The sequence below is a fragment of the Pseudomonas sp. SIMBA_067 genome (assembly GCF_046534675.1).
In the GTDB taxonomy this organism is placed as follows: domain Bacteria; phylum Pseudomonadota; class Gammaproteobacteria; order Pseudomonadales; family Pseudomonadaceae; genus Aquipseudomonas; species Aquipseudomonas putida.
The window spans coordinates 449,457-472,381 of the sequence record NZ_JAWRYH010000001.1 but is presented as its reverse complement, the minus strand read 5'-3'; the positions used below and the strand labels follow the sequence as shown (position 1 = coordinate 472,381).

The 22,925-nt window shown below is 58.8% G+C and carries 20 protein-coding genes and 3 pseudogenes; 20 read left to right on the top strand and 3 right to left on the bottom strand.

The features are described from left to right. Positions 1-3 precede the first annotated feature (3 nt). The 16 genes and pseudogenes from SB765_RS02230 to SB765_RS02155 all read left to right on the top strand — a co-directional run bounded on the left by SB765_RS02230 (position 4) and on the right by SB765_RS02155 (position 15,459). Positions 4-618, top strand: a complete 615-nt coding sequence (locus SB765_RS02230) for a hypothetical protein (protein WP_174375498.1) — start codon at positions 4-6, stop codon at positions 616-618. Between the two features lie 214 nt (positions 619-832). Next, a pseudogene (locus SB765_RS02225) lies at positions 833-3,190 on the top strand (RHS repeat-associated core domain-containing protein); the annotation flags it as partial. Between the two features lie 2 nt (positions 3,191-3,192). Further along, positions 3,193-3,786 (top strand): hypothetical protein, encoded by a 594-nt coding sequence (locus SB765_RS02220; protein ID WP_410910405.1) that lies wholly within the window; start codon positions 3,193-3,195, stop codon positions 3,784-3,786. A 189-nt stretch (positions 3,787-3,975) separates the two neighbouring features. Next, positions 3,976-6,026 (top strand): annotated as a pseudogene (locus SB765_RS02215) (RHS repeat-associated core domain-containing protein). Positions 6,027-6,038: 12 nt separating this feature from the next. Further along, the gene (locus SB765_RS02210) at positions 6,039-6,386 is read left to right on the top strand and encodes a hypothetical protein (protein WP_410911757.1); all 348 of its coding nucleotides are present in this window, start codon (positions 6,039-6,041) and stop codon (positions 6,384-6,386) included. Positions 6,387-6,663: 277 nt separating this feature from the next. Then, complete coding sequence (locus SB765_RS02205) at positions 6,664-6,813, top strand: hypothetical protein (RefSeq protein ID WP_341798795.1); 150 nt, start codon at positions 6,664-6,666, stop codon at positions 6,811-6,813. A 97-nt stretch (positions 6,814-6,910) separates the two neighbouring features. Continuing rightward, a pseudogene (locus SB765_RS02200) lies at positions 6,911-7,114 on the top strand (RHS repeat protein); the annotation flags it as partial. Positions 7,115-7,188: 74 nt separating this feature from the next. Next, positions 7,189-7,446 (top strand): hypothetical protein, encoded by a 258-nt coding sequence (locus SB765_RS02195; RefSeq protein ID WP_341798796.1) that lies wholly within the window; start codon positions 7,189-7,191, stop codon positions 7,444-7,446. Beyond that, entirely contained in the window at positions 7,447-8,142 is a 696-nt protein-coding gene (locus SB765_RS02190; RefSeq protein WP_410911755.1) for a hypothetical protein, read from the top strand. A gap of 25 nt (positions 8,143-8,167) precedes the next feature. Beyond that, a complete protein-coding gene (locus tag SB765_RS02185; protein WP_341798798.1) occupies positions 8,168-8,488 on the top strand; it encodes a contractile injection system protein, VgrG/Pvc8 family in 321 nt (106 codons plus the stop codon). 224 nt (positions 8,489-8,712) lie between these two features. Beyond that, positions 8,713-9,123: an immunity 22 family protein gene (locus SB765_RS02180; protein WP_341798799.1), complete on the top strand. Its 411-nt coding sequence runs from the start codon at positions 8,713-8,715 to the stop codon at positions 9,121-9,123. A 489-nt stretch (positions 9,124-9,612) separates the two neighbouring features. Continuing rightward, positions 9,613-10,410: an RHS repeat-associated core domain-containing protein gene (locus SB765_RS02175; RefSeq protein WP_410911753.1), complete on the top strand. Its 798-nt coding sequence runs from the start codon at positions 9,613-9,615 to the stop codon at positions 10,408-10,410. A 180-nt stretch (positions 10,411-10,590) separates the two neighbouring features. Next, positions 10,591-11,766 carry a M20 aminoacylase family protein gene (locus SB765_RS02170; protein WP_410911751.1) on the top strand — a complete coding sequence of 392 codons (1,176 nt, stop codon included), beginning with the start codon at positions 10,591-10,593 and terminating at the stop codon, positions 11,764-11,766. Between the two features lie 83 nt (positions 11,767-11,849). After that, positions 11,850-13,160: a citrate-proton symporter gene (locus tag SB765_RS02165; RefSeq protein WP_410930834.1), complete on the top strand. Its 1,311-nt coding sequence runs from the start codon at positions 11,850-11,852 to the stop codon at positions 13,158-13,160. Further along, on the top strand, positions 13,157-14,611 hold the full coding sequence (locus SB765_RS02160; protein ID WP_410911749.1) for an amidase: 1,455 nt from the start codon (positions 13,157-13,159) through the stop codon (positions 14,609-14,611). The genes SB765_RS02165 and SB765_RS02160 overlap by 4 nt, the downstream gene beginning before the upstream one ends. 68 nt (positions 14,612-14,679) lie before the next feature. After that, positions 14,680-15,459 carry an IclR family transcriptional regulator gene (locus SB765_RS02155; protein ID WP_410911747.1) on the top strand — a complete coding sequence of 260 codons (780 nt, stop codon included), beginning with the start codon at positions 14,680-14,682 and terminating at the stop codon, positions 15,457-15,459. 246 nt (positions 15,460-15,705) lie between these two features. On the opposite strand, the gene SB765_RS02150 is transcribed toward SB765_RS02155, so the two are convergent. Next, positions 15,706-16,578 carry a helix-turn-helix domain-containing protein gene (locus SB765_RS02150; protein WP_410911745.1) on the bottom strand — a complete coding sequence of 291 codons (873 nt, stop codon included), beginning with the start codon at positions 16,576-16,578 and terminating at the stop codon, positions 15,706-15,708. A gap of 177 nt (positions 16,579-16,755) precedes the next feature. On the opposite strand from SB765_RS02150, the gene SB765_RS02145 reads away from it, so the two are divergent. From SB765_RS02145 to SB765_RS02130, 4 genes are all read left to right on the top strand, one after another. Further along, positions 16,756-17,583 carry an SDR family NAD(P)-dependent oxidoreductase gene (locus SB765_RS02145; protein ID WP_197862847.1) on the top strand — a complete coding sequence of 276 codons (828 nt, stop codon included), beginning with the start codon at positions 16,756-16,758 and terminating at the stop codon, positions 17,581-17,583. Beyond that, entirely contained in the window at positions 17,580-19,298 is a 1,719-nt protein-coding gene (locus SB765_RS02140; RefSeq protein ID WP_410911743.1) for an FAD-dependent oxidoreductase, read from the top strand. The genes SB765_RS02145 and SB765_RS02140 overlap by 4 nt, the downstream gene beginning before the upstream one ends. After that, complete coding sequence (locus SB765_RS02135; RefSeq protein ID WP_016499557.1) at positions 19,298-19,627, top strand: NIPSNAP family protein; 330 nt, start codon at positions 19,298-19,300, stop codon at positions 19,625-19,627. The genes SB765_RS02140 and SB765_RS02135 overlap by 1 nt, the downstream gene beginning before the upstream one ends. Before the next feature lie 74 nt (positions 19,628-19,701). Then, complete coding sequence (locus SB765_RS02130) at positions 19,702-21,087, top strand: MFS transporter (protein WP_410911741.1); 1,386 nt, start codon at positions 19,702-19,704, stop codon at positions 21,085-21,087. Here SB765_RS02130 and SB765_RS02125 read toward each other — a convergent pair. Both SB765_RS02125 and SB765_RS02120 read right to left on the bottom strand, forming a co-directional pair. Then, positions 21,020-21,931 carry a LysR substrate-binding domain-containing protein gene (locus SB765_RS02125; protein ID WP_063424157.1) on the bottom strand — a complete coding sequence of 304 codons (912 nt, stop codon included), beginning with the start codon at positions 21,929-21,931 and terminating at the stop codon, positions 21,020-21,022. The genes SB765_RS02130 and SB765_RS02125 overlap by 68 nt on opposite strands. A 282-nt stretch (positions 21,932-22,213) precedes the next feature. Next, a complete protein-coding gene (locus SB765_RS02120; protein WP_410911739.1) occupies positions 22,214-22,870 on the bottom strand; it encodes an HAD family hydrolase in 657 nt (218 codons plus the stop codon). Between the last annotated feature and the right edge of the window lie 55 nt (positions 22,871-22,925).

Sequence of the window (22,925 nt, the reverse complement as noted above, 5' to 3'; positions counted from 1 at the left end):
ACTATGGGTTCAGAGAATCGGTTGTATTTTGAAGCTGCTTTGCTTAAAGAGCTAAAGGTCGTTGCCTCAAGGTTTGATGGCGTGATGGCCGTAAAGAATAAATTAAAATTTAAGTATAATAAAAAAAATGTGGCTGAACTTTTCTTGGACCACCTCGCGCGCGTAGATTCTTATGTGCTTGCCGGGATAGTTTCTGGGGGGGAGCTTTTTGAGTGTGCGTCAAAATTCAGCCCTCCTTACAAAAGTAATTTATTTAATGATGGCTGTTTTTCTTTCATTTCGTCAGGTGAGCACAGTAAGCGGTTTAGTGGCGGGGGGGATGGGGCTATAAAAACACCCCCTCCTGCTCTGGCGGATGAGGTTTGTAGTCATATTCGGATTGTTCTGGAGGAGTTTTATGTTCCCAAAATGCTAGCTGCTATCGTGCCAACTGATAGGACTATAAGTGATGTTGTTATGTCTCCAGATGAATATTCTTATCCTGCTGTATTGATACATTGTGCTGCTAAGTTGGGGGGCGTGGCTGGGAATGATGTTAAAATAAAAGAAGCGATGACCTCAAAGAAAATTGTAAAGGACAAGGCCTACGATATTCCGCTGCTCGACGGACTCCTGTAATGCTTTTGTAGCGGATGTTTTGAAGTGTGCTGGTTACGTATTCAGCCGCTAATGCACTTGATAGTTGTTCTTTAAAAACTGGCTATTCACGGCTGAAGCGTATGTTTCAGTCGATGCGAGAGGGGCAAATTTTTGCGAGTTATCTTCACAATTCTCCACCTGCCAGATCTGTATTCACTCGACATGCCCCGATTGCTGTTACAGGAAACACAACCTGCCCTACTCTTTCCTCGATGCGACCTACAAGTCCAAGTACCTGTGGTGGAACACCCTGGCCCAGGTCGAGCGTTATCAGGACTGCTCGGGCAAGAGCACGTACTACCGCTATGACGAACGCCAGCACCTGGTCGCGGTAACGGACGCGCTGAACCAGACCACCACGCTGGAACGCAAGCCCGATGGCGAAGTGCAGCGCATCAGCCACCCGGACGGCACCACCGAAACCTTCACCTACAACGTCTACGGCCAGGTACTCAGCCACACCGACGGCAAGGGCCAGACCACCCGCCTGATGCGCACGGCCCGCGGCCTGCCGAGCAGCCGCCAGGATGCCAAGGGCCAGCGGGTTCGCTACGAGTACGACAAGGCCATTCACCTGACCGCACTGGTCAACGAAAACAATGCCACGTACAGCTTTGCCTACGACGTGTCGGACCGGCTGAGCGAAGAAGTGCGGGTGGATAACCTGACCCGGCGTTTCAGCTACAACGTCGGTGGCCATCTCACGCGACTGGATGAGATTGGCTATGGCGAAAATGCCGAGCGGCCAGAGCGCCATACGCTGTTCGAGCGTGATGCCATTGGCCGTTTGGTTGCCAAGATCAACCGTGATGCGAGCCAGACATTCGCGTACGACGACGGCGACCGGCTGTTGAGCATCGCGCGGCAACCGACCGGGATCGGCAAGCAGCTTGGGATCACGGAAGAAAAGCTTGAATACACCTACGATCTGCTCGGCCGGTTGACGAAGGAAATCACCCCCGCCGGAACGCTTGGCTATGAGTACGACCCACTCAGCAACCTGATCACGCTGACCCTGCCGGATGGGCGCAAGGTCAATCACCTGTATTACGGCAGCGGCCACCTGCACCAGTTGAACCTGGACGGGCTGGTGATCAGCGACATGGAGCGAGACGACCTGCACCGCGAGGTGTACCGCACGCAGGGCAAGCTCACCAGCTGCTTCGGTTATGACGCCATGGGGCGCAAGGCCTGGCAGTTTGCGTCAACCTTGTCGGCTGACAAGCTCTCGCAGGTGCATAACACTGGCGTGAATACGTCGCTGCTGGTGGAGCATGCGTGCAATCCGATCCACCGCCGTTACCAGTACGACCCGGCCGGTGAACTGGTGCGCACCCTCGACAAGCTGCGTGGCGAGATCAAGTACGAATATGAAGCCAACGGCCAGTTGCGCAGTCGCGATACCGGCTCGCTGATCGGCAGCGAGGAGTTCCGCTACGACGCGGCGGCGAACCGTCTGGACTTCAATGCGCGGCAATTCGACAAGGTCAAGGACAACCGGATCAAACAGTGGCGGGACCAGGAGTACCGCTACGATCCGTGGGGCAACCTGATCGAGAAGCGCTCGGGGCACAGCAAGCTGCAGAGCTTTAGTTATGACTGCGAGAACCGGCTGGTGCGGGCGGAGACGTTGGTTAACGGCAAGCTGGAAAGCCGAGGCGAGTACCGGTACGACAGCCTTGGGCGGCGGGTGGCCAAGCAGGCGGAAATCAACGGCGAACTCGAACAGAAGCGCTTCCTCTGGCAGGGGCTGAGGATGCTGCGTGAGGAGACGCCTGGGCAGAACACTCTGTACCTGTACGAGCCGGGAAGCTATGCGCCGTTGGCGCGGGTTGATCAGGCTGAAGGGGAAGAGCAGAAGGTCTATTACTTCCATACGGATCAGATTGGGACGCCGTTGGAGCTGACGGATAGCGAGGGTGAGATTGTTTGGCAGGCAACGTATCGCTCGTGGGGGGCGGTAGAGCAACTGCCTGTTAGTAAGATTGAGCAGAATCTACGCTTCCAAGGGCAATACTTTGATGACGAATCAGGTCTGCACTACAATACTTTCAGATTCTATGATCCTAATGTTGGCCGTTTCGTAACACAAGATCCGTTGAGTATCGACGGTGGAATGAATCTCTATGAGTATGCTCTAAATCCGACTCTATGGTTGGATCCACTTGGTCTGTCCTGTCGGTCCGATGCGAAAAAACTTGCAGATAGCCTCGGGAGTAAACCAGTAGGTGGAGGGCAGTATGATGCGCATCACATCATTATGTCCAATTCAAAGGACGTCAGAATGATAGCCTTGAGAAAGCAAATGAAAGAACTGGGAATCGATATAAATAACAAGAAAAATGGCATTTGGTTGCCTAATACAGAATCCGCTCGAGTTCCCGGTACGCTGGCAACGCCACACAAGGGTGCCGGCATACCTGGGAATGCCTACAAGCAACATGTGTATGATTCATTGGTTGGTAGAACAACGAAGAAAGAGTTTCTGAGTGGGCTTGCTGAGTTGAAGGAACAATTAAATAGTGGTAAAACTTTCGCTGTTAGGAGGTAACTGTGGTTCCCGATAAATTTAAGAATTTGCTTAAACTTCTAAAATCTAAGCTTGATGCTGATTTTTCTGAAAGCGTAGGTATGCAGTGCATCGCAAGTGAAGAAATAAAATGGTCCAAAGGTCCAAGTTTTTCTATATTGCCTTATGGGTTGGAACTGTCTGGGGTGACTCCGTCTCCCATTTTGAGTTCGGAGCCAAAGAATAAAAAAAATTGCTTTAAGTTTTATTTCTCGAAGCAAGGTGGGTTTCACAGGTCGGATATATATGGTGTGAGCTCTACAGTAATAGAGACTGAAATATATCAGCTGGAGGGGCAGTCGACTTATTCAGTACGTTTTGACGATGACGGAGAGGCGATTAGGGCATCTGGGGTTATATTTGAAGGGGGGGTTCCAAATATATCATGTCGCCTGGATGAAGATGGTGAGTACTGGTGTTATGAGTATAGGTGTGAAGCAGGGCGGGTAGTGTCAATGATTACATATGCCAGTAATAGTGTTCCTGGTACAGAGATATTCGTAGAGCGAGAAGGTGAAAATGTCATAGGGCTATATTTTCGCAATAAAGACTCAAAGATTTACGTTTATAGGGTCTAGCTGTTGGGTTTCCGTGTGAACCTGGTCGCGGTAACGGACGCGCTCAACCAGACCACCACGCTGGAACGCAAGCCCGATGGCGAAGTGCAGCGCATCAGCCACCCGGACGGCACCACCGAAACCTTTACCTACAACGTCTACGGCCAGGTACTCAGCCACACCGACGGAAAGGGCCAAACCACCCGCCTGATGCGCACGGCCCGCGGCCTGCCGAGCAGCCGCCAGGATGCCAAGGGCCAGCGGGTTCGCTACGAGTACGACAAGGCCATTCGCCTGACCGCACTGGTCAACGAAAACAACGCCACGTACAGCTTTGCCTACGACGTGTCGGACCGGCTGAGCGAAGAAGTGCGGGTGGATAACCTGACCCGGCGCTTCAGCTACAACGTCGGTGGCCATCTCACCCGACTGGATGAGATTGGCTATGGCGAAAATGCCGAACGGCCAGAGCGCCATACGCTGTTCGAGCGTGATGCCATTGGTCGCCTGATCGACAAACTGAATAGCGACGCACAACAGCGATTCACCTATGACGACGGTGACCGGTTGCTGAGCATCGAGCGGCAACCGACCGGGATCGGCAAGCAGCTTGGGATCACGGAAGAAAAGCTTGAGTACACCTATGATCTGTTGGGCCGGCTGACGAAAGAGATCACACCCGCTGGCACCTTGGGCTATGAGTACGACCCACTCAGCAACCTGACCACACTGACCCTGCCGGATGGGCGCAAGGTCAATCACCTGTACTACGGCAGCGGCCACCTGCACCAGTTGAACCTGGACGGGCTGGTGATCAGCGACATCGAGCGAGACGACCTGCACCGAGAGGTGTACCGCACGCAGGGCAAGCTCACCAGTTGCTTCGGTTATGACGCCATGGGGCGCAAGGCATGGCAGTTTGCGTCGACCTTGCCGGCCGACAAGCTCTCGCAAGTGCACAACGCCGGTGTGAATACGTCGCTGCTGGTCGAGCACGCCTACAACCCGATTCATCGGCGTTACCAGTACGACCCGGCCGGTGAACTGGTGCGCACCCTCGACAAGCTGCGTGGCGAGATCAAGTACGAATACGAAGCCAATGGCCAATTGCGCAGCCGAGATACCGGCTCGCTTGTCGGTAGCGAAGAATTCCGCTACGACGCGGCAGCTAACCGCTTGGATCTCAACGCGCAGCAGTTTGCCAAGGTCAAGGACAACCGGATCAAACAGTGGCGGGACCAAGAATACCGCTAAGACCCGTGGGGCAACCTGATCGAGAAACGCTCTGGGCACAGCAAGCTGCAGAGCTTTAGTTATGACTGCGAGAACCGGCTGGTGCGGGCCGAGACGTTGGTTAACGGCAAGCTCGAAAGCCAAGGTGAGTATCGGTACGACAGCCTTGGGCGGCGGGTGGCCAAGCCGGCGGAAATCAACGGCGAACTCGAACAGAAGCGCTTCCTCTGGCAGGGGCTGAGGATGCTGCGTGAGGAGACGCCTGGGCAAAACATTCTGTACCTGTACGAGCCGGGAAGCTATGCGCCGTTGGCGCGGGTTGATCAGGTGGAAGGGGAAGGGCAGAAGCTTTATTACTTCCATACGGATCAGATTGGGACGCCGTTGGAGCTGACGGACAGTGACGGGCAGATCGTTTGGCAGGCGACGTATCGTTCTTGGGGGGGGATAGAGCAGCTAACGGTCAATGGAATAGAGCAAAATCTAAGATTCCAGGGGCAGTACTTCGACCGCGAGACTGCGCTGCATTACAACACTTTTCGTTATTATGATCCGGAATTGGGGAGATTTGTAACACAAGATCCTGTTGGTTTGTTTGGTGGTGATAATCTTTATCAGTATGCGAAAAACACTCAGTCCTGGATAGACTCATTAGGGCTAGCGTGTGATAAGTGGGATGTTAGTACCCATCAGGCAAACAAAAATGCAGTTAAAGGGAAGAATCTAGGCCTAGACTCACATAATGTTGGGCAGAAAAATTTGATGAAAGACTTGTTGAGGGCTACGATCATGCTACAGGGCCTGCTATGCTGGTACCCCGAGTAGGACATACAGTTTCTAAAGAAGGTGTAGGAATTGTGTCTAGAAGTAGTATAAATCCCAGGACAGGACTCCCTTTTACTAGCGCTCGTGATGTGGTTGCGCGCGACATTAGAGAACTTAGGCGTGTTTACCCCGAAGTGCCGAATGAAAAGCTACAGGAGCTAATCGCTCTGAATAAATCTATGTATCCAGAAATGCGGAAGTAAAGGGAGAGATTTATGGGTGATAATAAATTTGTTGATGCTATTTATTCCGAATTGTTTGAGAAAAACTTCCCTCAATATAAAAATTCTCTTACTAAACCCGTCAACGGAGATAAGGACTCATATGCTCGTGCGCGTAATGCTCTAGCATCGCTAGATGATACTCAAAAACATGATATCATTAACTTTTTTAAAATTGTTATCGCAGACAGCGCTTCTGTAGTGCTTGGGACGTTGGATGGTGTCCATTTTCCGGATGATCTTGAGGGCGATTTTGTTGTACAATTAGATGGTGCAGATATTCAGGGTGACCTGCAGGATATATTTATCGAAAAATCTCAGCAAGATGGTATTTACGATTGATTTTTTGAGGCGTTTTTAGTCTGGCTTCGGTTTTTGTTTTTATGTGACATTGTTGAAGAATAAATATTAAAAAGCTATTGAAAGTAGTTGGGGTGCCAGCTTCAACTATTTTTCCGTTAGCCGATACTGTCGAGCGACTGGAATGAAGCTGCCTTAGTTAATATAATTATTTTTGTCATTGTTAAAAGTCACGTTCGCTAAACGTGTATAGGTGATTGTGCGGGCCTGTATCCAAGGTGGCTCATTACCTCCTGCAAACCCTCGACAATCTAGAGAAGTGCCGGACACCAACACCGAAGTGCCGCTACAACGCATCGAAAACGCCCTCGGCCACTTCCTGCACTTCACCCGCACGCCCGACGGCACGCTGACCGACATCAGCGCCACCGGCGGCACTCGCGTGCACCTTGGTACTTCCGCTGTTTAGGAGGTGTATGCTTGATATCAATGCGTTGGCACTGCCAATTGAAACAGCCGAAAGAGACTCCTTGTTGGACGTTCTATATAAGGCTTGGAGAGCTTGTAGGGATCAGGAGTACCGCTACGATCCGTGGGGCAACCTGATCGAGAAGCGCTCGGAGCACAGCAAGCTGCAGAGCTTTAGCTATGACTGCGAGAACCGGCTGGTGCGGGCGGAGACGGTGGTCGATGGCAAGCTGGAAAGCCGAGGCGAGTACCGGTACGACGGCCTTGGGCGGCGGGTGGCCAAGCAGGCTGAGATCAACGGTGCCCATATTGACTCGGCCGGGTACAGCAGCCGTGGCGTAGGCAAAGTACTTACGGGGCCAAATTAGGCGGCGCATTGGCGTTCGGCCCCCAGGCTTACCTAGATGCGACGGAGGCAAAATGCATCTCGGAGTTCTTCCAGAAGTCAGCTTACACCCAGCCGACCAATGCATTGGCCTTTGGTGTCGGTGTATTGGTCGGCGGGCTGACAGGGCCGGCTGTCGTCGTGATTGCCTTGTCTTTGGGTGCGGGTTTGGCAGTTCAGTTTGTCATGAGTGACGATTTTTCGGGGATGGGCACTACCCTGGGTAATTTCTTGAAGGGGAAGGATTAAATGTTTACCACAGAACGTTTTTTTAAAAAAATCTGGTCGGTGTGGCTGCTGGTAGTGATATTGGCCCTGATGATGACCGGAGTGGCGCCGCCATTCATGGCGGTGCCGGCGATCCTGATCATTATCGTTATGACGCTGTGGTGCATCAACTGTGCTTACCGCAGTGAGCACTTTGTAAGTTTCGCGAATTTGCGCATGTTCTTCAATATGTCAGTTGCACCAATGTTCGCATCGCTGCTGACACTGGGTGTTACCTACAAAAAAATGAAGTTGGGAGCGGCGACTTCTTTGATGTTAGGGCTCGCGCCCGTCGTGCTGGTGTTGTTGGCCTATGCAATGGCTTATTACTGGCGCCGTAAAAGTGATATTCTCCATTTTAAAGGGCAGCGCGTGGAATCCATCGAGCCGCCTCAGAAAGTTCAGTGGTGGCAGGCGGGTTTGGCGGCGGGCTTGAGCAGCGTGATCTATCCGCTGATGAAAAGCCATGACGTGCCGGCCACCGGGTTGATCTACTTCTTTGCGCTAATGTCCGTGTTCATGGTGTTTTACAATCGTGACAAGATCAGTGCACTCAGAGACCTGAAAGTGCGCGAAGCGAAGGAAAACCGTCAATACACATTCATGGATATAGAAACTATTCAGAGCATGCGTGCTGCCTCGTGGTTGGGCAGGCTTTTCGCCGTACGGGCGCGCTGATGTTCACCGTTACAGGGAGTAAATTATGCTAACTGACGTTCTTTCCATGCTCGCGCCGCAAAACAGGCGATTGTTCAAGCTGAATATCCTGACACAAACAGCCAACGATGAGTTTTTGCTTGAGCACTTTTCCGGCACTGAAGAGCTTTCCAAACTCTATGAATGCGATCTGGCCTTGCTCAGCCAACAGAGCGATATAAAGCTCAAGTCACTGATTGGCAGCCAGGCCACGGTAGAAATCGAGTTATCCAACGGCTCTTTCCGCCACATTAACGGCTATGTTCAGCGGTTTAGCACCCAAGGCAGCGACGGCGGCTATGTGCGCTATGCAGCCGTGCTAGCCTGAACAGCGATGACGGCCTGCCGCTCACCATCATCGATGCGACCTACAAGTCCAAGTACATGTGGTGGAATAATCCTGTGCCGGACGGTCCGTACCATGGTAGTAGAGCTAGAAGGCTGTTCCATTATAGTTTAATTAAAGATTTGCATAGCAATCAAAGCAAAGCTAGAGCGCTTAGCGCGATCGATTCATATTGCAGCAAATACATGAAGCCAGGAGTATGCTAAATGGATTATTATGATGTTGAGCGGTATGAAAAAATTCATGTTTGGGTAGGTACAAATTTCTCTTCGGAGGATGACTATCTAAAGTATTTTGAGTTGGACTATTCTGTGGATTTGGATGATCCCGCATACAAGGTTTGTGGGTTTTGCAGAGATATTGGTGTGAGATGGTATGACGAGGACTTCATAGGAATTATACCAAGAAAAGCGGAGGAGGTGAGTTTAGATGAAATCTTGATTGAGTCTGCGGTTGACGCCCGTTATATTGAGGATTTAAAGGCAGAGTGCTTGAGGCTTGGTATCTCTAAGGCTAATGCAATTTTTTGGTACTCCGATGGTGGTACGGTTGTTTCCAAATCTTTAAAGTCAAATTATAATGGCTTGAAATATGCTGGTTTATATGAGGGTGAATGATAAGCTCGGCGTAGACCTGAGGAGCCTGGATTGGTTATGTGTCAGAATTTTAGTGTCCGGATCTGATTTTTGATGCGCGGTTATGTATCGTTTATGATTTAAAACTCCTGTTTAGGTGTTAGGATGCTAAGGGTTTGATCTTTACTAGCTCATGGGCTAGTTGCTCTGTCGCGACATAAGTAGAGCCAATATTTTTCTTGTGGTGCATGTTGTCGGTCGCATCTAATACGCGCACGAGCAGTTGTACCTGGTCTGCCCCGAGAGTGGCCATTACATCCTGCTAACCTTCGATACGTTGGCCTGGATTGATCTATTAGGCTTGTGCAAAAGCGCGGAACTTGATGGAAATCGTCATCCAACAGCCGAATACATAGGGAAGTATCGATCGTCCGTGGGTAATGTTTCCGGCCATCATGTCTGAGAGTTATTTGTGGCATGTTGATGGGGTTAGTGTGAATGGCCGATCACCACTAACAGGAAATTGAAGCCATGCAAACTCACCAACAAGCCCCAGTACACACAGGCAATGATGCCCTGCTGCGGGCATACACGCCCTATGGTTACCACGCGGTTCGGGGCAGGCCTCTGTTGGCCTTTGCCGGCGAGGCTGTTGCGCAAGCGCCGCACTGTTATCTGCTGGGTAATGGCAAACGTGGCTATCGCACCGTGCAAATGCGCTTTCTCAGCCCCGATGCATTCAGCCCGTTTGGTCGGGGAGGCCTCAATGCATACGCCTATTGCACGGGTGATCCCATCAACCATGTCGACCGCGATGGCCATTCGCCCACACGTGCAGTCGGGCAGGCCACCGGACTCGTAAGGGGAACGGTGGGGATGCTCTCGTCGCTGAACAAGGCATCCAAAGCAATAGTCAAACGTTCGATTGCCAAGGCTGAAGGGCGGCCAATACCGAAGGAGTTTGATGACGCGAGCCGAACCAACAATGCGATGATATTTATTGGTGGGTTGGCCGGTACCGTGATCAAGGCACCCGGGGCAGCGCTCGCTCTTTCAGCGTCCTTTGAGTCAATAGGGGCTGAACTGGTCGCTGGGGCCGGGATAGGGGCTGCGTCCTTTGCGGGTGTGGGTAAAATCAGGCAGCTGTTGACCGACATGAGGTCGACCTATCTTCAAGCCAGGTTGAATAGACTGCCCTTCGGTAAGTTGGCAATTGAGTCCATCAAGGAAGCTACGGGGTGGAACCGAATACGCGGCCAGGAGTCGGCCATCCTCGAGCCGTTGCCAGAAAAAGTATTATTGGTTCGCCTGCCTGCCGGCAGGGGATGAACAGTCTGGCAAACGGTGCCAGGTCGCCTCGATGCTTTCGGTTCCACGGTGTGAAACCAGATTCGATTGTGCTTCATCTCTCCTCGCGCTTATCTGTGAGCCAAGCACGACCTGCCTTACCCGTCGTGACCTCAAGGCGAACAACAAGAACGGGAAACCACCCGCGCGAGGAGACGTTACATGTCCCGACATCAGCACATCCTGGCCTGGCTTAACGACGTGGCCAGCGACCTGCACGCAATCCGTCACGATATCCACGCCCACCCGGAACTGGGTTTTGAAGAGAGCCGCACCTCGGCGCTTGTCGCCCGGCTGCTCGAGGCGTGGGGCTATGAAGTACACACCGGCATCGGCAAGACCGGTGTGGTCGGCGTGCTGCGCAATGGCAGTAGCCCACGCCGCCTGGGCCTGCGCGCCGACATGGACGCGCTGCCCATCCACGAAGCAACGGGCGCGGCCTACAGCAGCCAGCACCAAGGTTGCATGCACGCCTGCGGCCATGACGGGCACACCACCATGCTGCTGGGTGCTGCGCGCTACCTGGCGGCAACCCGGCAGTTCGACGGCACGCTGACGCTGATCTTCCAGCCGGCCGAGGAGGGCCAGGGCGGTGCCGAGGCGATGCTGGCCGACGGCCTGCTGGAACGCTTCCCCTGCGATGCGCTGTTCGGCATGCACAACATGCCCGGGCTGCCGGCCGGGCATCTTGGTTTTCGCGAGGGGCCGATGATGGCCTCGCAAGACCTGCTCACGGTGACCCTCGACGGGATGGGCGGCCATGGCTCGATGCCGCACCTGACCGTAGACCCGCTGGTGGCAGCGGCCAGTGTGGTGATGGCGCTGCAAACCGTGGTGGCGCGCAACATCGATGCGCAGGAGGCTGCGGTGGTCACCGTCGGCGCGTTGCAGGCCGGCGAAGCGGCCAACGTGATTCCGCAACAGGCGCTGCTACGGCTTAGCCTGCGCGCATTGAACGCCGAGGTGCGGGCGCAGACCCTGGAGCGGGTGCGCGCGATCATCGTCAGCCAGGCCGAAAGCTTTGGTTGCCGTGCCAGCATCGAGCACCGCCCGGCCTACCCGGTGCTGGTCAACCATGCCGCAGAAAACGCCTTCGCCACGCAGGTGGGGGTGGAGTTGCTGGGTGCCGAGGCGGTGGATGGCAACACCCGCAAGCTGATGGGCAGCGAGGACTTCGCCTGGATGCTGCAGCGCTGCCCGGGCGCCTACCTGTTCATCGGCAATGGTGTATCGCGGCCGATGGTGCATAACCCGGCCTACGACTTCAACGACGACATCCTGCTGACCGGTGCCGCCTACTGGGGCGCGCTGGCAGAGCGCTGGCTCGCGCCCGCCTGACCTTTCCTTTTTGACGACTGCCGCTGGAACCCGGGCGCGACCGCGCCTGGGCGATCACCCAATCCTTGTGTGGAGTGTTCCCTATGCAGACTTCGAGCACCGGCGTGTCGCGTACCCGGCAGGTGGTCGCCGCCGTTATCGGCAACGCCCTGGAGTGGTACGACTTTATCGTGTACGGCTTTCTGGCCAGCATCATCGCCCGGCAGTTTTTCCCGTCCGACGACGAGTACGCTTCGCTGCTGATGGCCCTGGCCACTTTTGGGGTAGGGTTTTTCATGCGCCCGGTGGGTGGCGTGTTGCTGGGCATGTACTCCGATCGCAAGGGCCGCAAGGCGGCGATGCAGATGATCATCCGCCTGATGACCGTGTCGATCGCCATGATCGCCTTTGCCCCCGACTACCTGGCCATCGGCATGGCCGCGCCGCTGCTGATCGTGGTGGCGCGCATGCTGCAAGGGTTTGCCACCGGTGGCGAGTACGCCAGCGCTACGGCGTTTCTGGTGGAGAGCGCGCCTGCACACCGCAAGGGCCTGTATGGCTCGTGGCAATTGGTAGGGCAGTGCCTGGCGGTTTTTTCCGGGGCGGCGATGGTGGCACTGGTTACCCACCTGTGCTCGCCTGAGGCACTGGACAGCTGGGGCTGGCGCATCCCGTTTGTGCTGGGCCTGCTGATCGGCCCGGTCGGGTTGTGGATACGCAAGCACATGGAAGAGCCCGAGGAGTTCGTCGAGGCGCGCCGCCAGGCCAAGGGCCAGTCGCCCACCCTGTGGCAGGTATTGCGTGAACATCGGCGCAGCCTGCTGGTGTCGATGGGGCTGGCCTGTGGCGCGACGGTGTCGTTCTACGTGGTGCTGGTGAACATGCCGACCTTCGCCCACAAGAGCCTCGGGCTGACGCTGGACCAGGTGCTGCTGGTGCAGATGCTGGCCGTGGGGCTGATGACCGTGGTCATTCCTCTGGCAGGGGCGTTGTCTGACCGGGTGGGGCGGCGCCCGGTGCTGATGGCTTTCACCCTGGCCTTTTTCGTGATGGTCTACCCACTGTATGTGTGGGTGGCCGCTGCGCCTTCGCTGGAGCGCCTGCTGGTGATGCAACTACTGCTGTGCACGGCCATCGGCGGTTTCTTTGGCCCGGCCCCGACCGCCCTGGCCGAGCAGTTCCCGGTCGAGGTGCGCTCCACCGGCGTCTCGGTGGCCTATAACGTAGCGGTGATGGTGTTCGGCGGCTTTGCCCCGTTGATCGTCACCTGGCTTACCAAGGTGCTCGCTACCCCGGTGGCACCGTCGTTCTACGTGCTGTTCGCCTGCCTGCTGACGCTGCTGGGTACCTATTGCCTGAAAGAAGCACCCCGGGCGGGTAAGCCTGCCGCATTCAACCTTGGAGTAAAACCGTGAAGCCGTTAGCCATCGACCCCATCGTTGCCCTCGATGCCCAAGCTTTGTCCCAGGCCATCCATGCCCGGCAGGTATCGTGCCGGGAAGTGATGCAGGCCTACCTGGCGCATATCGAACGCTGCAACCCGCAGGTCAACGCACTGGTGTCGCTGCGCCCGGCCGAGGCGGTGCTGGCCGCAGCCGATGAGCGTGACCGTGAGCTGAAGCGGGGCCATTCCCGCGGCTGGATGCACGGCATGCCACAGGCGATCAAGGACCTGGCTGCCACTGCCGGGTTGCGCACCACCCTGGGCTCGCCGTTGTTCGCCGAACAGGTACCCGAGCATGACGCCATCAGCGTGGCGCGGGTGCGGGCGAGCGGGGCGCTGATCGTTGGCAAAAGCAACGTGCCGGAGTTCGGCCTCGGCTCGCAAACCTATAACACCCTGTTCGGTACCACCACCAATGCCTACGACCCGCATCGGGTAGCCGGCGGCAGCAGTGGCGGGGCGGCAGCGGCGCTGGCCATGCGCCTGCTGCCGGTGGCTGACGGCAGCGACATGATGGGCTCGCTGCGCAACCCGGCGGCGTTCAACAATGTGTTCGGCCTGCGCCCGTCGCAGGGCCGTGTGCCACATGGTCCTGCGCCCGAACTGTTCGTGCAGCAGCTGGCTACCGAAGGGCCGATGGGGCGCAGCGTGGTGGATGTGGCGCGGCTGTTGTCGACCCAGGCAGGCGTTGACGCGCGGGCGCCGCTATCGCTGAGCGAGGGCCGCCGCGATTTCGCCGCAGGGCTGCAGCGCGATTTTCGGGGTGTGCGGGTTGGCTGGCTGGGTGACTACAACGGCTACCTGCCGATGGATGACGGGGTGTTGGGCCTGTGTGAAGCAGCGTTGGCCGATTTCGCCGAACTGGGCTGCCGGGTCGAGGCTTGCCAACCGGCATTCGACCCGGCGCGTTTGTGGCAATGCTGGCTCACCCACCGCCACTTCCTGGTGCACGGCAACCTTGGCGCGGCCTATGCCGACCCAGCCAGGCGCGCCTTGCTCAAGCCCGAAGCACAGTGGGAGGTAGAGGGCGCCTTGCAACTGAGCGCAGCTTCGCTGTACCAGGCCTCGCTGGACCGCAGCGAATGGTACCGCGCCTTGGCCAACCTGTTTGAACGTTACGACTACCTGCTGTTGCCGTCTGCCCAGGTGTTCCCTTTCGATGCAAAACTGGCGTGGCCGACGGCCGTCGGGGGCCGGGCGATGGACACCTACCATCGCTGGATGGAGGTGGTGATCGGGCCGACCCTGGCCGGCTTGCCGAGCATCAGCGTGCCGGTCGGCTTCAACAGCGACGGTTTGCCCATGGGCCTGCAAATCATAGGCCCGGCCCAGGCCGATCATGCGGTGTTGCAACTGGCATACGCCCATGAACAGCTGACCCGGTGGGTTGAGCGGCGCCCGCCACCGTGCCTGCAGGCCTGATGAAAGCACTGGGCAGGCGCGGTTCTTGCTGGCTATGCTGACCATCCAGCTACAGGGAGGTCATACCCATGGGCATTACGGCAGACAGTGGCGGCGTGCGTTCGGTGGAGCGCGCACTGGCCATTGTCGACCTGCTGGGCGAGCACCAGGCGCTGGGCCTGGAAGAACTGCATTACCTTACCGGCCTGCCCAAGGCCACGGCCTCGCGCATGCTGGCCACCTTGCAGGAGCAGGGCTGGGTCTACCGTGGCCTCAGCGACCGGCGTTATCGCCTGTGCGCGCGGCGGCTGTTCGGTGACCGGCAGATGCGCTTCAAGCGGCGCCTGGTGGAAAGTGCTGCACCAATGCTGCTGGACCTGAGCGAGCGCACCGGGCTGGTGGTGGACCTGTCGTGTTTCGACGGCGAGCGGCTGGAGGTGATGGAAAGCGCCATCCCTCAGGTATTGCGCAAGCGGTACCCGCATACCTGCCAGATCGTCGGGCACCATGCCAGCCTGTTTCACTCGGCGATGGGGCGGGCCTGCCTGGGTGAACTGGCGGTGGATGAAGTGCAACGCCTGGCGGCCCATGAGCGGCTGCGCGATGACACGGTGCTGCGCAACATCGAAGAAGACGCGCACAAGGGCTTTGGCCAGCGAACCGAAGGGTACTGGGAGTACCCGGTGCGCTTGCCATTCCTGATCCGCGCCATTGCGCTGCCGGTACATGCCGAAGGGCGCCTGGCCGGGAGCATTGCCTTGCACTGGCCGCTGGATCAGGCGCCGGTGGAGCGAGTAATGAATTTGCACCTGAGCAGCCTGGCGACCACGGTAGACGATGTGCAGCGGGCCTTGGCGGTCGAGTGCTGACCTGCGCCGGCCTTTTCGCAGCACAAGGCTGCTCCTACAGGTATCGCGTGCTCATGTAGGAGAGCGAGTAATGAATATGCCTGGCGGCCACGGTAGGCGAGGTGCAGCGGGCCTTGGCGGTCTAGTGCTGACCTGTGCCGGCCTCTTCGCAGCACAAGGCTGCTCCTACATGAGCACGCGATACGTGTAGGAGCAGCCTTGTGCTGCGAAGAGGCCAGTGCAGGCCACAGCAAAAGCCGGCAGATGTTACTGGCCCTCGCGAAACCCGCTAGGGCTCATCCCCGCATGCTTGCGAAAGAACCGGCTGAAATACCCCACATCGGCAAACCCCAGCTCATGGGCGATCTCTTTCACACTCAGGCTCGAATGCCCAAGCATGCGCTTGGCCTCCAGCACCAGCCGGGCATTGATCACGTTCATGGGCGTCATGCCCAGGTGCTCCTGGCACAACCGCCCAAGCGTAGCCAGGGTCATGCCCAGCTCGGCGGCGTAGTCCTCAAGTGGCCAGTGCGCGCGGTAATGCATGTCCACCAATTCACGCAATGCGGTCAGCTGCTGACTGCGCCTTGACACTGGGCGCTGCCCACCGTGGGGCAGGTGCGGTTCATGGCGCAGCACCTGGATCAGCAGCGTCAGCAACAGCGCCATGCTGCTGGCCACATGCTCACGGGCGCGGTTGTGGTACTCCTCGCGCAAGGCCATGCACAGCGGCAGCAACGGGTCTTCGTCGGCTGCCCACGACGGCAGGGCGATCACCTGTGGTTTGCGCACCTGCACCAGCAGGTTGGGTGCCAGCACCTGGGCGATACTTTCCAGCGGGTGCTGGGCGGCGGTGATCACGTGGCCCTCGACCTGGCCGGCCCAATGGAATCCATGCACCACTTGCGCCGGCACATACACCACGCAGGGGGCCTGCACCTGGAGCCGGTCACTGTCGAACAGCACTTCACCGCCGCCGCTTTGCAGGTACAGCAGCTGCAGCAAGCCTTCATGACGGTGCGCGGCAATTTCCCAGTTGTGTGCGCCAGACCGTTGGGAGATCTGCTCCACATGCAGGGCTTCGTGCCACACCGGTTGTGCGGTTTCACCGTACAGGGCGTAGTTGGGGATCTTGTTCATGTTGTTGTAATTGTTCTGTTCGGTACCTGGCTACTGTGCCACAGCTGCCTGCAGGCTTCAGGCGGCAGGGCGAAAATTGTCGGGAATGTGGGGCTGGTTGCAGGTTTTGTCCATTCTGCCGGTGTGCCTGCCGGCCCTAGGCTGTGGCCCAGATGAAGCGACACTCTGGAGAGCAGCATGCACAACAACAAGATCCCCTCTCAATGGCTGGGCCTGGATTCGGCCGTCTGCGTGGTCACCGGTGCCGCCGGTGGTATTGGCGCGGCGCTGGCCGGCGCCCTGGTCGGGCAGCACGCCCATGTGGTCCTGCTGGACCGTGACCTGGACAAATGCCGTGAACTCGCTGCCACCTTGGGCGAACACAGTGTCGGTGAGGTCAGCGCCCTGGGCTGCGACATCGCCGACCCGGCCAGCGTAGAGCAGGCCGCCGCCCAGGTTCAGGCGCTGCATGGGCGCTGCGATGTACTGGTCAACAATGCCAGCGTGCTGCGCCCCGGTGCGCTGGATGGGCTAGGCCTGGAGCAATGGAACCAGGTGCTGGCAGTCAACCTCACGGGCTACCTGTTGTGTGCCCAGGCCTTCGGCCGTTCGATGCTGGCCCGCGGCCAGGGCCGTATCGTGCACGTGGCCTCGATCGCCGCCCATTACCCGCAACCCAACAGCGGTGCCTACAGTGCGGCCAAGGCCGGGGTCAGCATGCTGTCGCGCCAGATTGCCGTGGAATGGGGGCCGCGCGGTGTGCGCAGCAATGCCGTTTGCCCGGGGTTGATCCGCACACCCTTGTCCGCAGCGTTTTATGCCGACCCGCAGATCGAACGCCAGCGCTGCGCCATGACGGCCAACCAGCGCATTGGTGAACCGCAGGATATCGCCGAAGCCGTGCTGTTCCTGGCCAGCCAGCGCGCCGACTACATCAACGGTGCAGAGCTGACCGTGGATGGCGGCCTCGAAAGCATGCCCATGGCGCTGATCCCGCGCCCAGGCTTTGAGGGGGCACGCGCATGACCACGCGTAACTGCGATGTGCTGGTTGTCGGCGCGGGTGCTGGTGGCCTGGCGACCGCCATTACTGCAAAGAAGCATGGCCTTGACGTGATCGTCATCGAAAAAGACGACTGTTTTGGCGGTACCACGGCGTTTTCCGGCGGTGTGTTGTGGGTGCCCGGTAACAGGCACAGCGCCAACGACAGCCCCGAGGCGGCCATGACTTACCTGCGCAACGAAACCGGTGCCTGCTTTGACGCGGCCGGGGTCGAGGCGTTCTTGCGCTACGGGCCGCAGATGGTGGACTTTTTCGAGCGGGAAACCGCCGTGAAGTTCGTGCCCACGCTGTACCCCGACTATCACCCACAAGTCGAAGGGGGCGTCGATGTGGGCCGCTCGATACTGGCCGCACCTTACGACATCCGCGGCTTGGGGCCGGACATGGCACGCCTGCGCCCGCCGCTGAAAACCATCACCTTCATCGGCATGATGTTCAATTCATCGAATGCCGACCTCAAGCACTTCTTCAACGTTACCCGATCGTTGACTTCGTTCGTGTATGTGGCCAGGCGCCTGCTCACCCACCTGAAGGAGCTTGCCCTGTATCGCCGCGGTACCCAGGTTACCAGCGGCAATGCCTTGGCAGCGCGGCTGGTACGCTCGGCATTGGACCTGGGCATCCCGATCCTCACCGGCACCCCGGCGCGGCAGCTGCTGCGCGACGGTGGGCGGGTGGTGGGGGCACTGGCCGGGCAAGGCAACAGCGAACTGCGCATTCAGGCACGGCGCGGGGTGGTGCTGGCCTGTGGCGGGTTCTCCCATGACCTGCAACGGTTGCGCCAGGCCTACCCGCATGTGCGCCGTGGTGGTGAGCATTTTTCACCGGTGCCAGCGGGTAATACCGGCGATGGCGCTCGCATGGCCGAGGCGTTGGGGGCAAAGGTCGATATCCGCCTGCAAGCGCCGGCGGCCTGGATGCCCGTGTCGAAGGTGCCGGTAGGTGCCGGGCGATACATCGCCTTTCCGCATCTGCTGGACCGCTACAAGCCGGGTGTGATCGGGGTGTTGCGTTCGGGCCAGCGTTTCACCAACGAGTCCAACTCCTACCACGACGTGGGTGCAGCACTGATCGAAGCCTGTGCCGGCCAGGCAGAAACCGCCATGTGGCTGGTGTGCGACCGCCGCACCCTGGCCAAGTACGGCCTGGGTTTCGCCAAGCCTGCCCCGATGCCGACGGGGCCCCTGTTGCGTAACGGCTACCTGCTCAAGGGCAAGACCCTGGCTGAGCTGGCAGGCAAGGCCGGTATCGATGCGCAAGGGCTGGAACGGACCGTGCGCGATTACAACCTTGGGGCAGTGCAGGGTGAAGACCGCCAGTACGGCCGCGGCAGCACCAGCTTCAACCGCTACCTGGCCGACCCACAGCAACAGCCCAACCCCTGCGTGGCGCCAGTGGGCGAGGGGCCGTACTTTGCCGTGAAGGTCATCATGGGCGATCTGGGCACCTTCGACGGGCTGCGCACCAGCGTGGTCGGTGAAGTGCAGGCCGCCGACGGGCAGGCCATCGAAGGGCTGTATGCGGTGGGTAACGACCGTGCCAGCATCATGGGCGGCAACTACCCCGGTGCCGGCATTACCCTCGGGCCGATCATGACCTTTGGCTACATCACCGGGCGCCACCTGGCTGGTGTGGAGCAGGGGCTGGCGGCGGCCGGCAATGCGCGGGAGGTGGCGTGATGGACAAGGCAGTGGTCGATCACCGTATCTATACCATTCGCCCGCGCTGCATGGCGGCCTTTCTCGAAGCCTTCGACCAATTGGCGATGCCAATCCTGCTGCGCCACCTCGGCGCACCACTGGCGTTCTACACCAGCAGCATCGGGCCGCTGAACCAGGTGGTGCACCTGTGGGGTTATGACAGCCTGGATGACTTTGAAAAGCGCAGCGCGGCGCGGGATGCCGACCCGGATTTTGCTGCTTATCTGCATGCCACCCGTGACCTGGTGGTGACGCAGGAAACACGGATCATAAGGCCTGTGTATCTGCGCAGCCTCGACAGGCAGTGATGTTGCCTGTGCCGGCGATTGGGCCGCAACGCGGCCCCGAAACACCGTCATAAAAACAACAACAGGTGATACCCATGAACAACACACTCGACGTGCGCCAACTGATCGACCAGCAACCCATCGGCCGCTACCAGAAATGGGTAGTGTTCCTCGGCTTCCTGATCATCGCCTTGGACGGCCTGGACGTGGCCATCATCGGCTTCATTGCCCCGCAGCTGAAAAGCGACTGGGGCCTGAGCGCGCAAAGCCTGGGCCCGGTATTGAGCGCTGCGCTGATCGGCCTGGCCCTTGGCGCCCTGATTGCCGGCCCCCTGGCTGACCGCTACGGGCGCAAGGCGGTATTGCTGTGCAGCGTGCTGCTGTTCGGCATCTGGACCCTGGCCTCGGCCTTCTCGCCAAACCTGGAAACCCTGGTCGCGCTACGTTTTCTTACCGGCCTGGGCCTGGGTGCTGCTATGCCCAATGCCAGCACCCTTGTCAGCGAATACGCCCCGGCGCGCAGCCGCTCGCTGCTGATCACCCTGGCGTTCTGCGGGTTCTCCCTAGGTGCGGCGATGGGTGGTTTCGTCAGCGCCTGGATGATACCCAACCTGGGCTGGCGCAGTGTGCTGGTGCTGGGCGGGGTGTTGCCGCTGCTTGTCCTGCCGCTGCTGTATTGGCGGCTGCCGGAATCGGTCACCTTTTTGGTCAGCAAAGGTGCAGACCGCCAGCGCATTCTGGCCATTGTCCGCCGCCTGGCCCCTGAACATGTCAATGCCGACAGTACCTTCGTCACGCCCGCCAAACCCCAGGGCACTGGCGGCGCGATTGGCACTATCCTCTCGCCGCGCTACCGCTTTGGTACCTGCATGCTCTGGGCTGGCTACGTGCTGGCGCTGTTCCTGGTTTATCTGTTCAGCGGCTGGCTGCCGACACTGGTGAAGGAGGGCGGTGGTTTTTCGGTGTCTGAAGCCGCCATTGTCACGGCCTGTTTCCAGATTGGCGGCCCGGTAGGGGCGATTTCAGTGGGCTGGGCCATGGATCGCTGTAACCCGCAGCGCGTACTGATGCTGACGTTTCTGTTCAGCGGCGCGGTTATCTTCACAATTGGCCAGGTGGCGGGGGATTTCGCCTGGCTGTGCGCCATTGCCTGCGCCGTGGGCTTTGGGCTGAATGGCGCGAGCGTTGGCATGAATGCACTGGCGGCGGCCTTTTACCCGACGCAAGCGCGGGCGACCGGGGCCAGCTGGATGAGCGGCATCGGGCGCATTGGCGCCGTGCTCAGCGCCTTTGCCGGGGCCCAGATGCTGGCGCTGGGCTGGAGTTTTGAACAAGTGTTCGCTTCGCTGCTGTTGCCTGCCGGGCTGGCGGCATTGGCGGTATGGTTGCAGGGGCGAAATGCTGCGTTACGGGTTAGCGCTCAAGGCTGTACATCCGGCACTCCGCCAGCAACGCCAGCAGGTTCGGCTCCCGCTCCCTAGCCTTCAGAAACACCACGCCAATGTGCTGCTGCAAGCGGTATTGCGGCTTCAAGGCAATCAGCCTGACGCGGTTTTCGTACACCGCCGCAATGCGCCCGGGCAGCAGGGCAAAGCCCACACCCGAGCTGACCATGCTCAGCAGGGTGAAGATGTCATTCACCTGCATGGCTACCTTGGGCTCAAAGCCGGCCTGCTGGAACACCCGCGCGCCATCGCGGTGGGTGGCGAAGCCCTGGGTCAGGGTGATGAAGGTGGAGTCGGCGAGGTCGGCCAGGTCTACCTCGGCCTGTCCGGCGAAGGGCGAGTCGGTGGGGACAGCTAGGAAGATGTCGTCGGAGAACAGCGGCAGCTGCTCGCAGGCCGGGTCGCTGACGCTTTCGTCGAGAGACACCAGGACAGCTTCCAGCTCGTGGTTTTTCAGGCGCTGCAGCAAGTCGACGTTGGAGCCCAGGGTTAGGTCGATGTTCAGCTCGCTGCGGCGCAGTTTCAGGCCCATGACCAGTTTGGGCACGGTTTTTACCGTCAGCGAGTAGAGCGCGCCCAGGCGGAAGCGCTCGGCGTAGAACCCTGCGGCTTCGCGGGTTTGGCGCACCATCTGTTCGGCGTCCTGGATCAGCTGCCGGGCTTTCTTTTCCAGCACGTAGGCGCTTTCCAGAGGGATCAGCTGGCGGCCTTCGTGCTTGAACAACGGGCAGCGCAGGGCGCTTTCCAGCGAGTGGATGGCGCGGTGCACGCTGACGGCACTGGTAGACAACTCGACCGCCGCGCGGCCGAGGTTGCCGGTGCGCATGAAGGCAAGAAAGGTTTCCAGCTTTTTGAGGGTCAGTTCTTCGTCGATCAGCATGGGGGCCTGGGTGGGTATGGCTATAGGGTTATGGGGTGTTTGAGATCGAGCGCCGCCCGCGCGGCGCTTCGCAGCACAAGGCTGCTCCTACATCTGTTTCGGGCCAATGATTCCTGTGGTCAAGGCGCGCGGCCCTTTGGTGTTCACCTCGATACAGTGTCGAATAAACAAGGCGGTCGCGCACGTTGGCGCAGGCGTCACTGGCCCTAACCAGATGTAGGAGCAGCCTTGTGCTGCGAAGCGCCGCGCGGGCGGCGCTCGGTCTCAATCACACCCCACACCTCAAGCCATACCCTCGATCAATGCCCACAACGCCGGGTCATTGAAATCATTCACTACCAGCTTGGCGCCCGCCTCCAGCAACCGCTCCGGCGTCTGTGTCGTGGCCACGCCCACGGTAAATATCCCCGCCCCACTGGCGGCCGCCACCCCCGGCAATGAATCCTCGAAGGCCAGCGCCTGGGTGGCCTCGGCGCCCAGCCGCTGCAGGCCGGTGAGGTAGGGCAGCGGGTCTGGCTTGGGCCGCGCGAGTTCTTCGGCCACCAGCACATGCTCGAACTGCTGGCCAAGGCCCATGGCGTTCAGCATGTGTTCGGCGTTCAGCCGCGGTGCGTTGGTCACCACGCACATGCCGATGTCATGGGCCTTGGCATGCTCCAGCAGGCGCAACAGGCCTGGCATCGGGTCAAGAGACGGTGACAGGTCGCGAAACAGCGCCTCCTTGCGGTCGGCCAGCGCCCGGCACTGTTCGACGCTCGCACCGCTGAACAGCTCGGCGAACAGCTCGCCGTTGGCGCGGCCGCTGACCTGGGCATCGAACTGCGCCTGGCTCAGTTCGCGGCCGTCATGTTCGCGCAGCAGTTGGCGAAAGGCCTGCAGGTGCAGGGTGTCGGTGTCGGTGAGGGTTCCGTCGAGGTCGAACAGCAGGGCGGTCAGCATGGGATATCCAGATCAAGAAAACACAAGCCAGGGGATCATAACCAAAGCTGACGAC

What these genes read in the sequence shown, in the direction of transcription:
- SB765_RS02230 (WP_174375498.1), top strand. Translation starts at nt 4, where the DNA reads ATGGGTTCAGAGAATCGGTTGTATTTTGAAGCTGCTTTGCTTAAAGAG.
- SB765_RS02210 (WP_410911757.1), top strand. Translation starts at nt 6,039, where the DNA reads ATGGGTGATAATAAATTTGTTGATGCTATTTATTCCGAATTGTTTGAG.
- SB765_RS02190 (WP_410911755.1), top strand. Translation starts at nt 7,447, where the DNA reads ATGTTTACCACAGAACGTTTTTTTAAAAAAATCTGGTCGGTGTGGCTG.
- SB765_RS02185 (WP_341798798.1), top strand. Translation starts at nt 8,168, where the DNA reads ATGCTAACTGACGTTCTTTCCATGCTCGCGCCGCAAAACAGGCGATTG.
- SB765_RS02180 (WP_341798799.1), top strand. Translation starts at nt 8,713, where the DNA reads ATGGATTATTATGATGTTGAGCGGTATGAAAAAATTCATGTTTGGGTA.
- SB765_RS02175 (WP_410911753.1), top strand. Translation starts at nt 9,613, where the DNA reads ATGCAAACTCACCAACAAGCCCCAGTACACACAGGCAATGATGCCCTG.
- SB765_RS02170 (WP_410911751.1), top strand. Translation starts at nt 10,591, where the DNA reads ATGTCCCGACATCAGCACATCCTGGCCTGGCTTAACGACGTGGCCAGC.
- SB765_RS02165 (WP_410930834.1), top strand. Translation starts at nt 11,850, where the DNA reads ATGCAGACTTCGAGCACCGGCGTGTCGCGTACCCGGCAGGTGGTCGCC.
- SB765_RS02155 (WP_410911747.1), top strand. Translation starts at nt 14,680, where the DNA reads ATGGGCATTACGGCAGACAGTGGCGGCGTGCGTTCGGTGGAGCGCGCA.
- SB765_RS02150 (WP_410911745.1), bottom strand. Translation starts at nt 16,578, where the DNA reads ATGAACAAGATCCCCAACTACGCCCTGTACGGTGAAACCGCACAACCG.
- SB765_RS02145 (WP_197862847.1), top strand. Translation starts at nt 16,756, where the DNA reads ATGCACAACAACAAGATCCCCTCTCAATGGCTGGGCCTGGATTCGGCC.
- SB765_RS02140 (WP_410911743.1), top strand. Translation starts at nt 17,580, where the DNA reads ATGACCACGCGTAACTGCGATGTGCTGGTTGTCGGCGCGGGTGCTGGT.
- SB765_RS02135 (WP_016499557.1), top strand. Translation starts at nt 19,298, where the DNA reads ATGGACAAGGCAGTGGTCGATCACCGTATCTATACCATTCGCCCGCGC.
- SB765_RS02130 (WP_410911741.1), top strand. Translation starts at nt 19,702, where the DNA reads ATGAACAACACACTCGACGTGCGCCAACTGATCGACCAGCAACCCATC.
- SB765_RS02125 (WP_063424157.1), bottom strand. Translation starts at nt 21,931, where the DNA reads ATGCTGATCGACGAAGAACTGACCCTCAAAAAGCTGGAAACCTTTCTT.
- SB765_RS02120 (WP_410911739.1), bottom strand. Translation starts at nt 22,870, where the DNA reads ATGCTGACCGCCCTGCTGTTCGACCTCGACGGAACCCTCACCGACACC.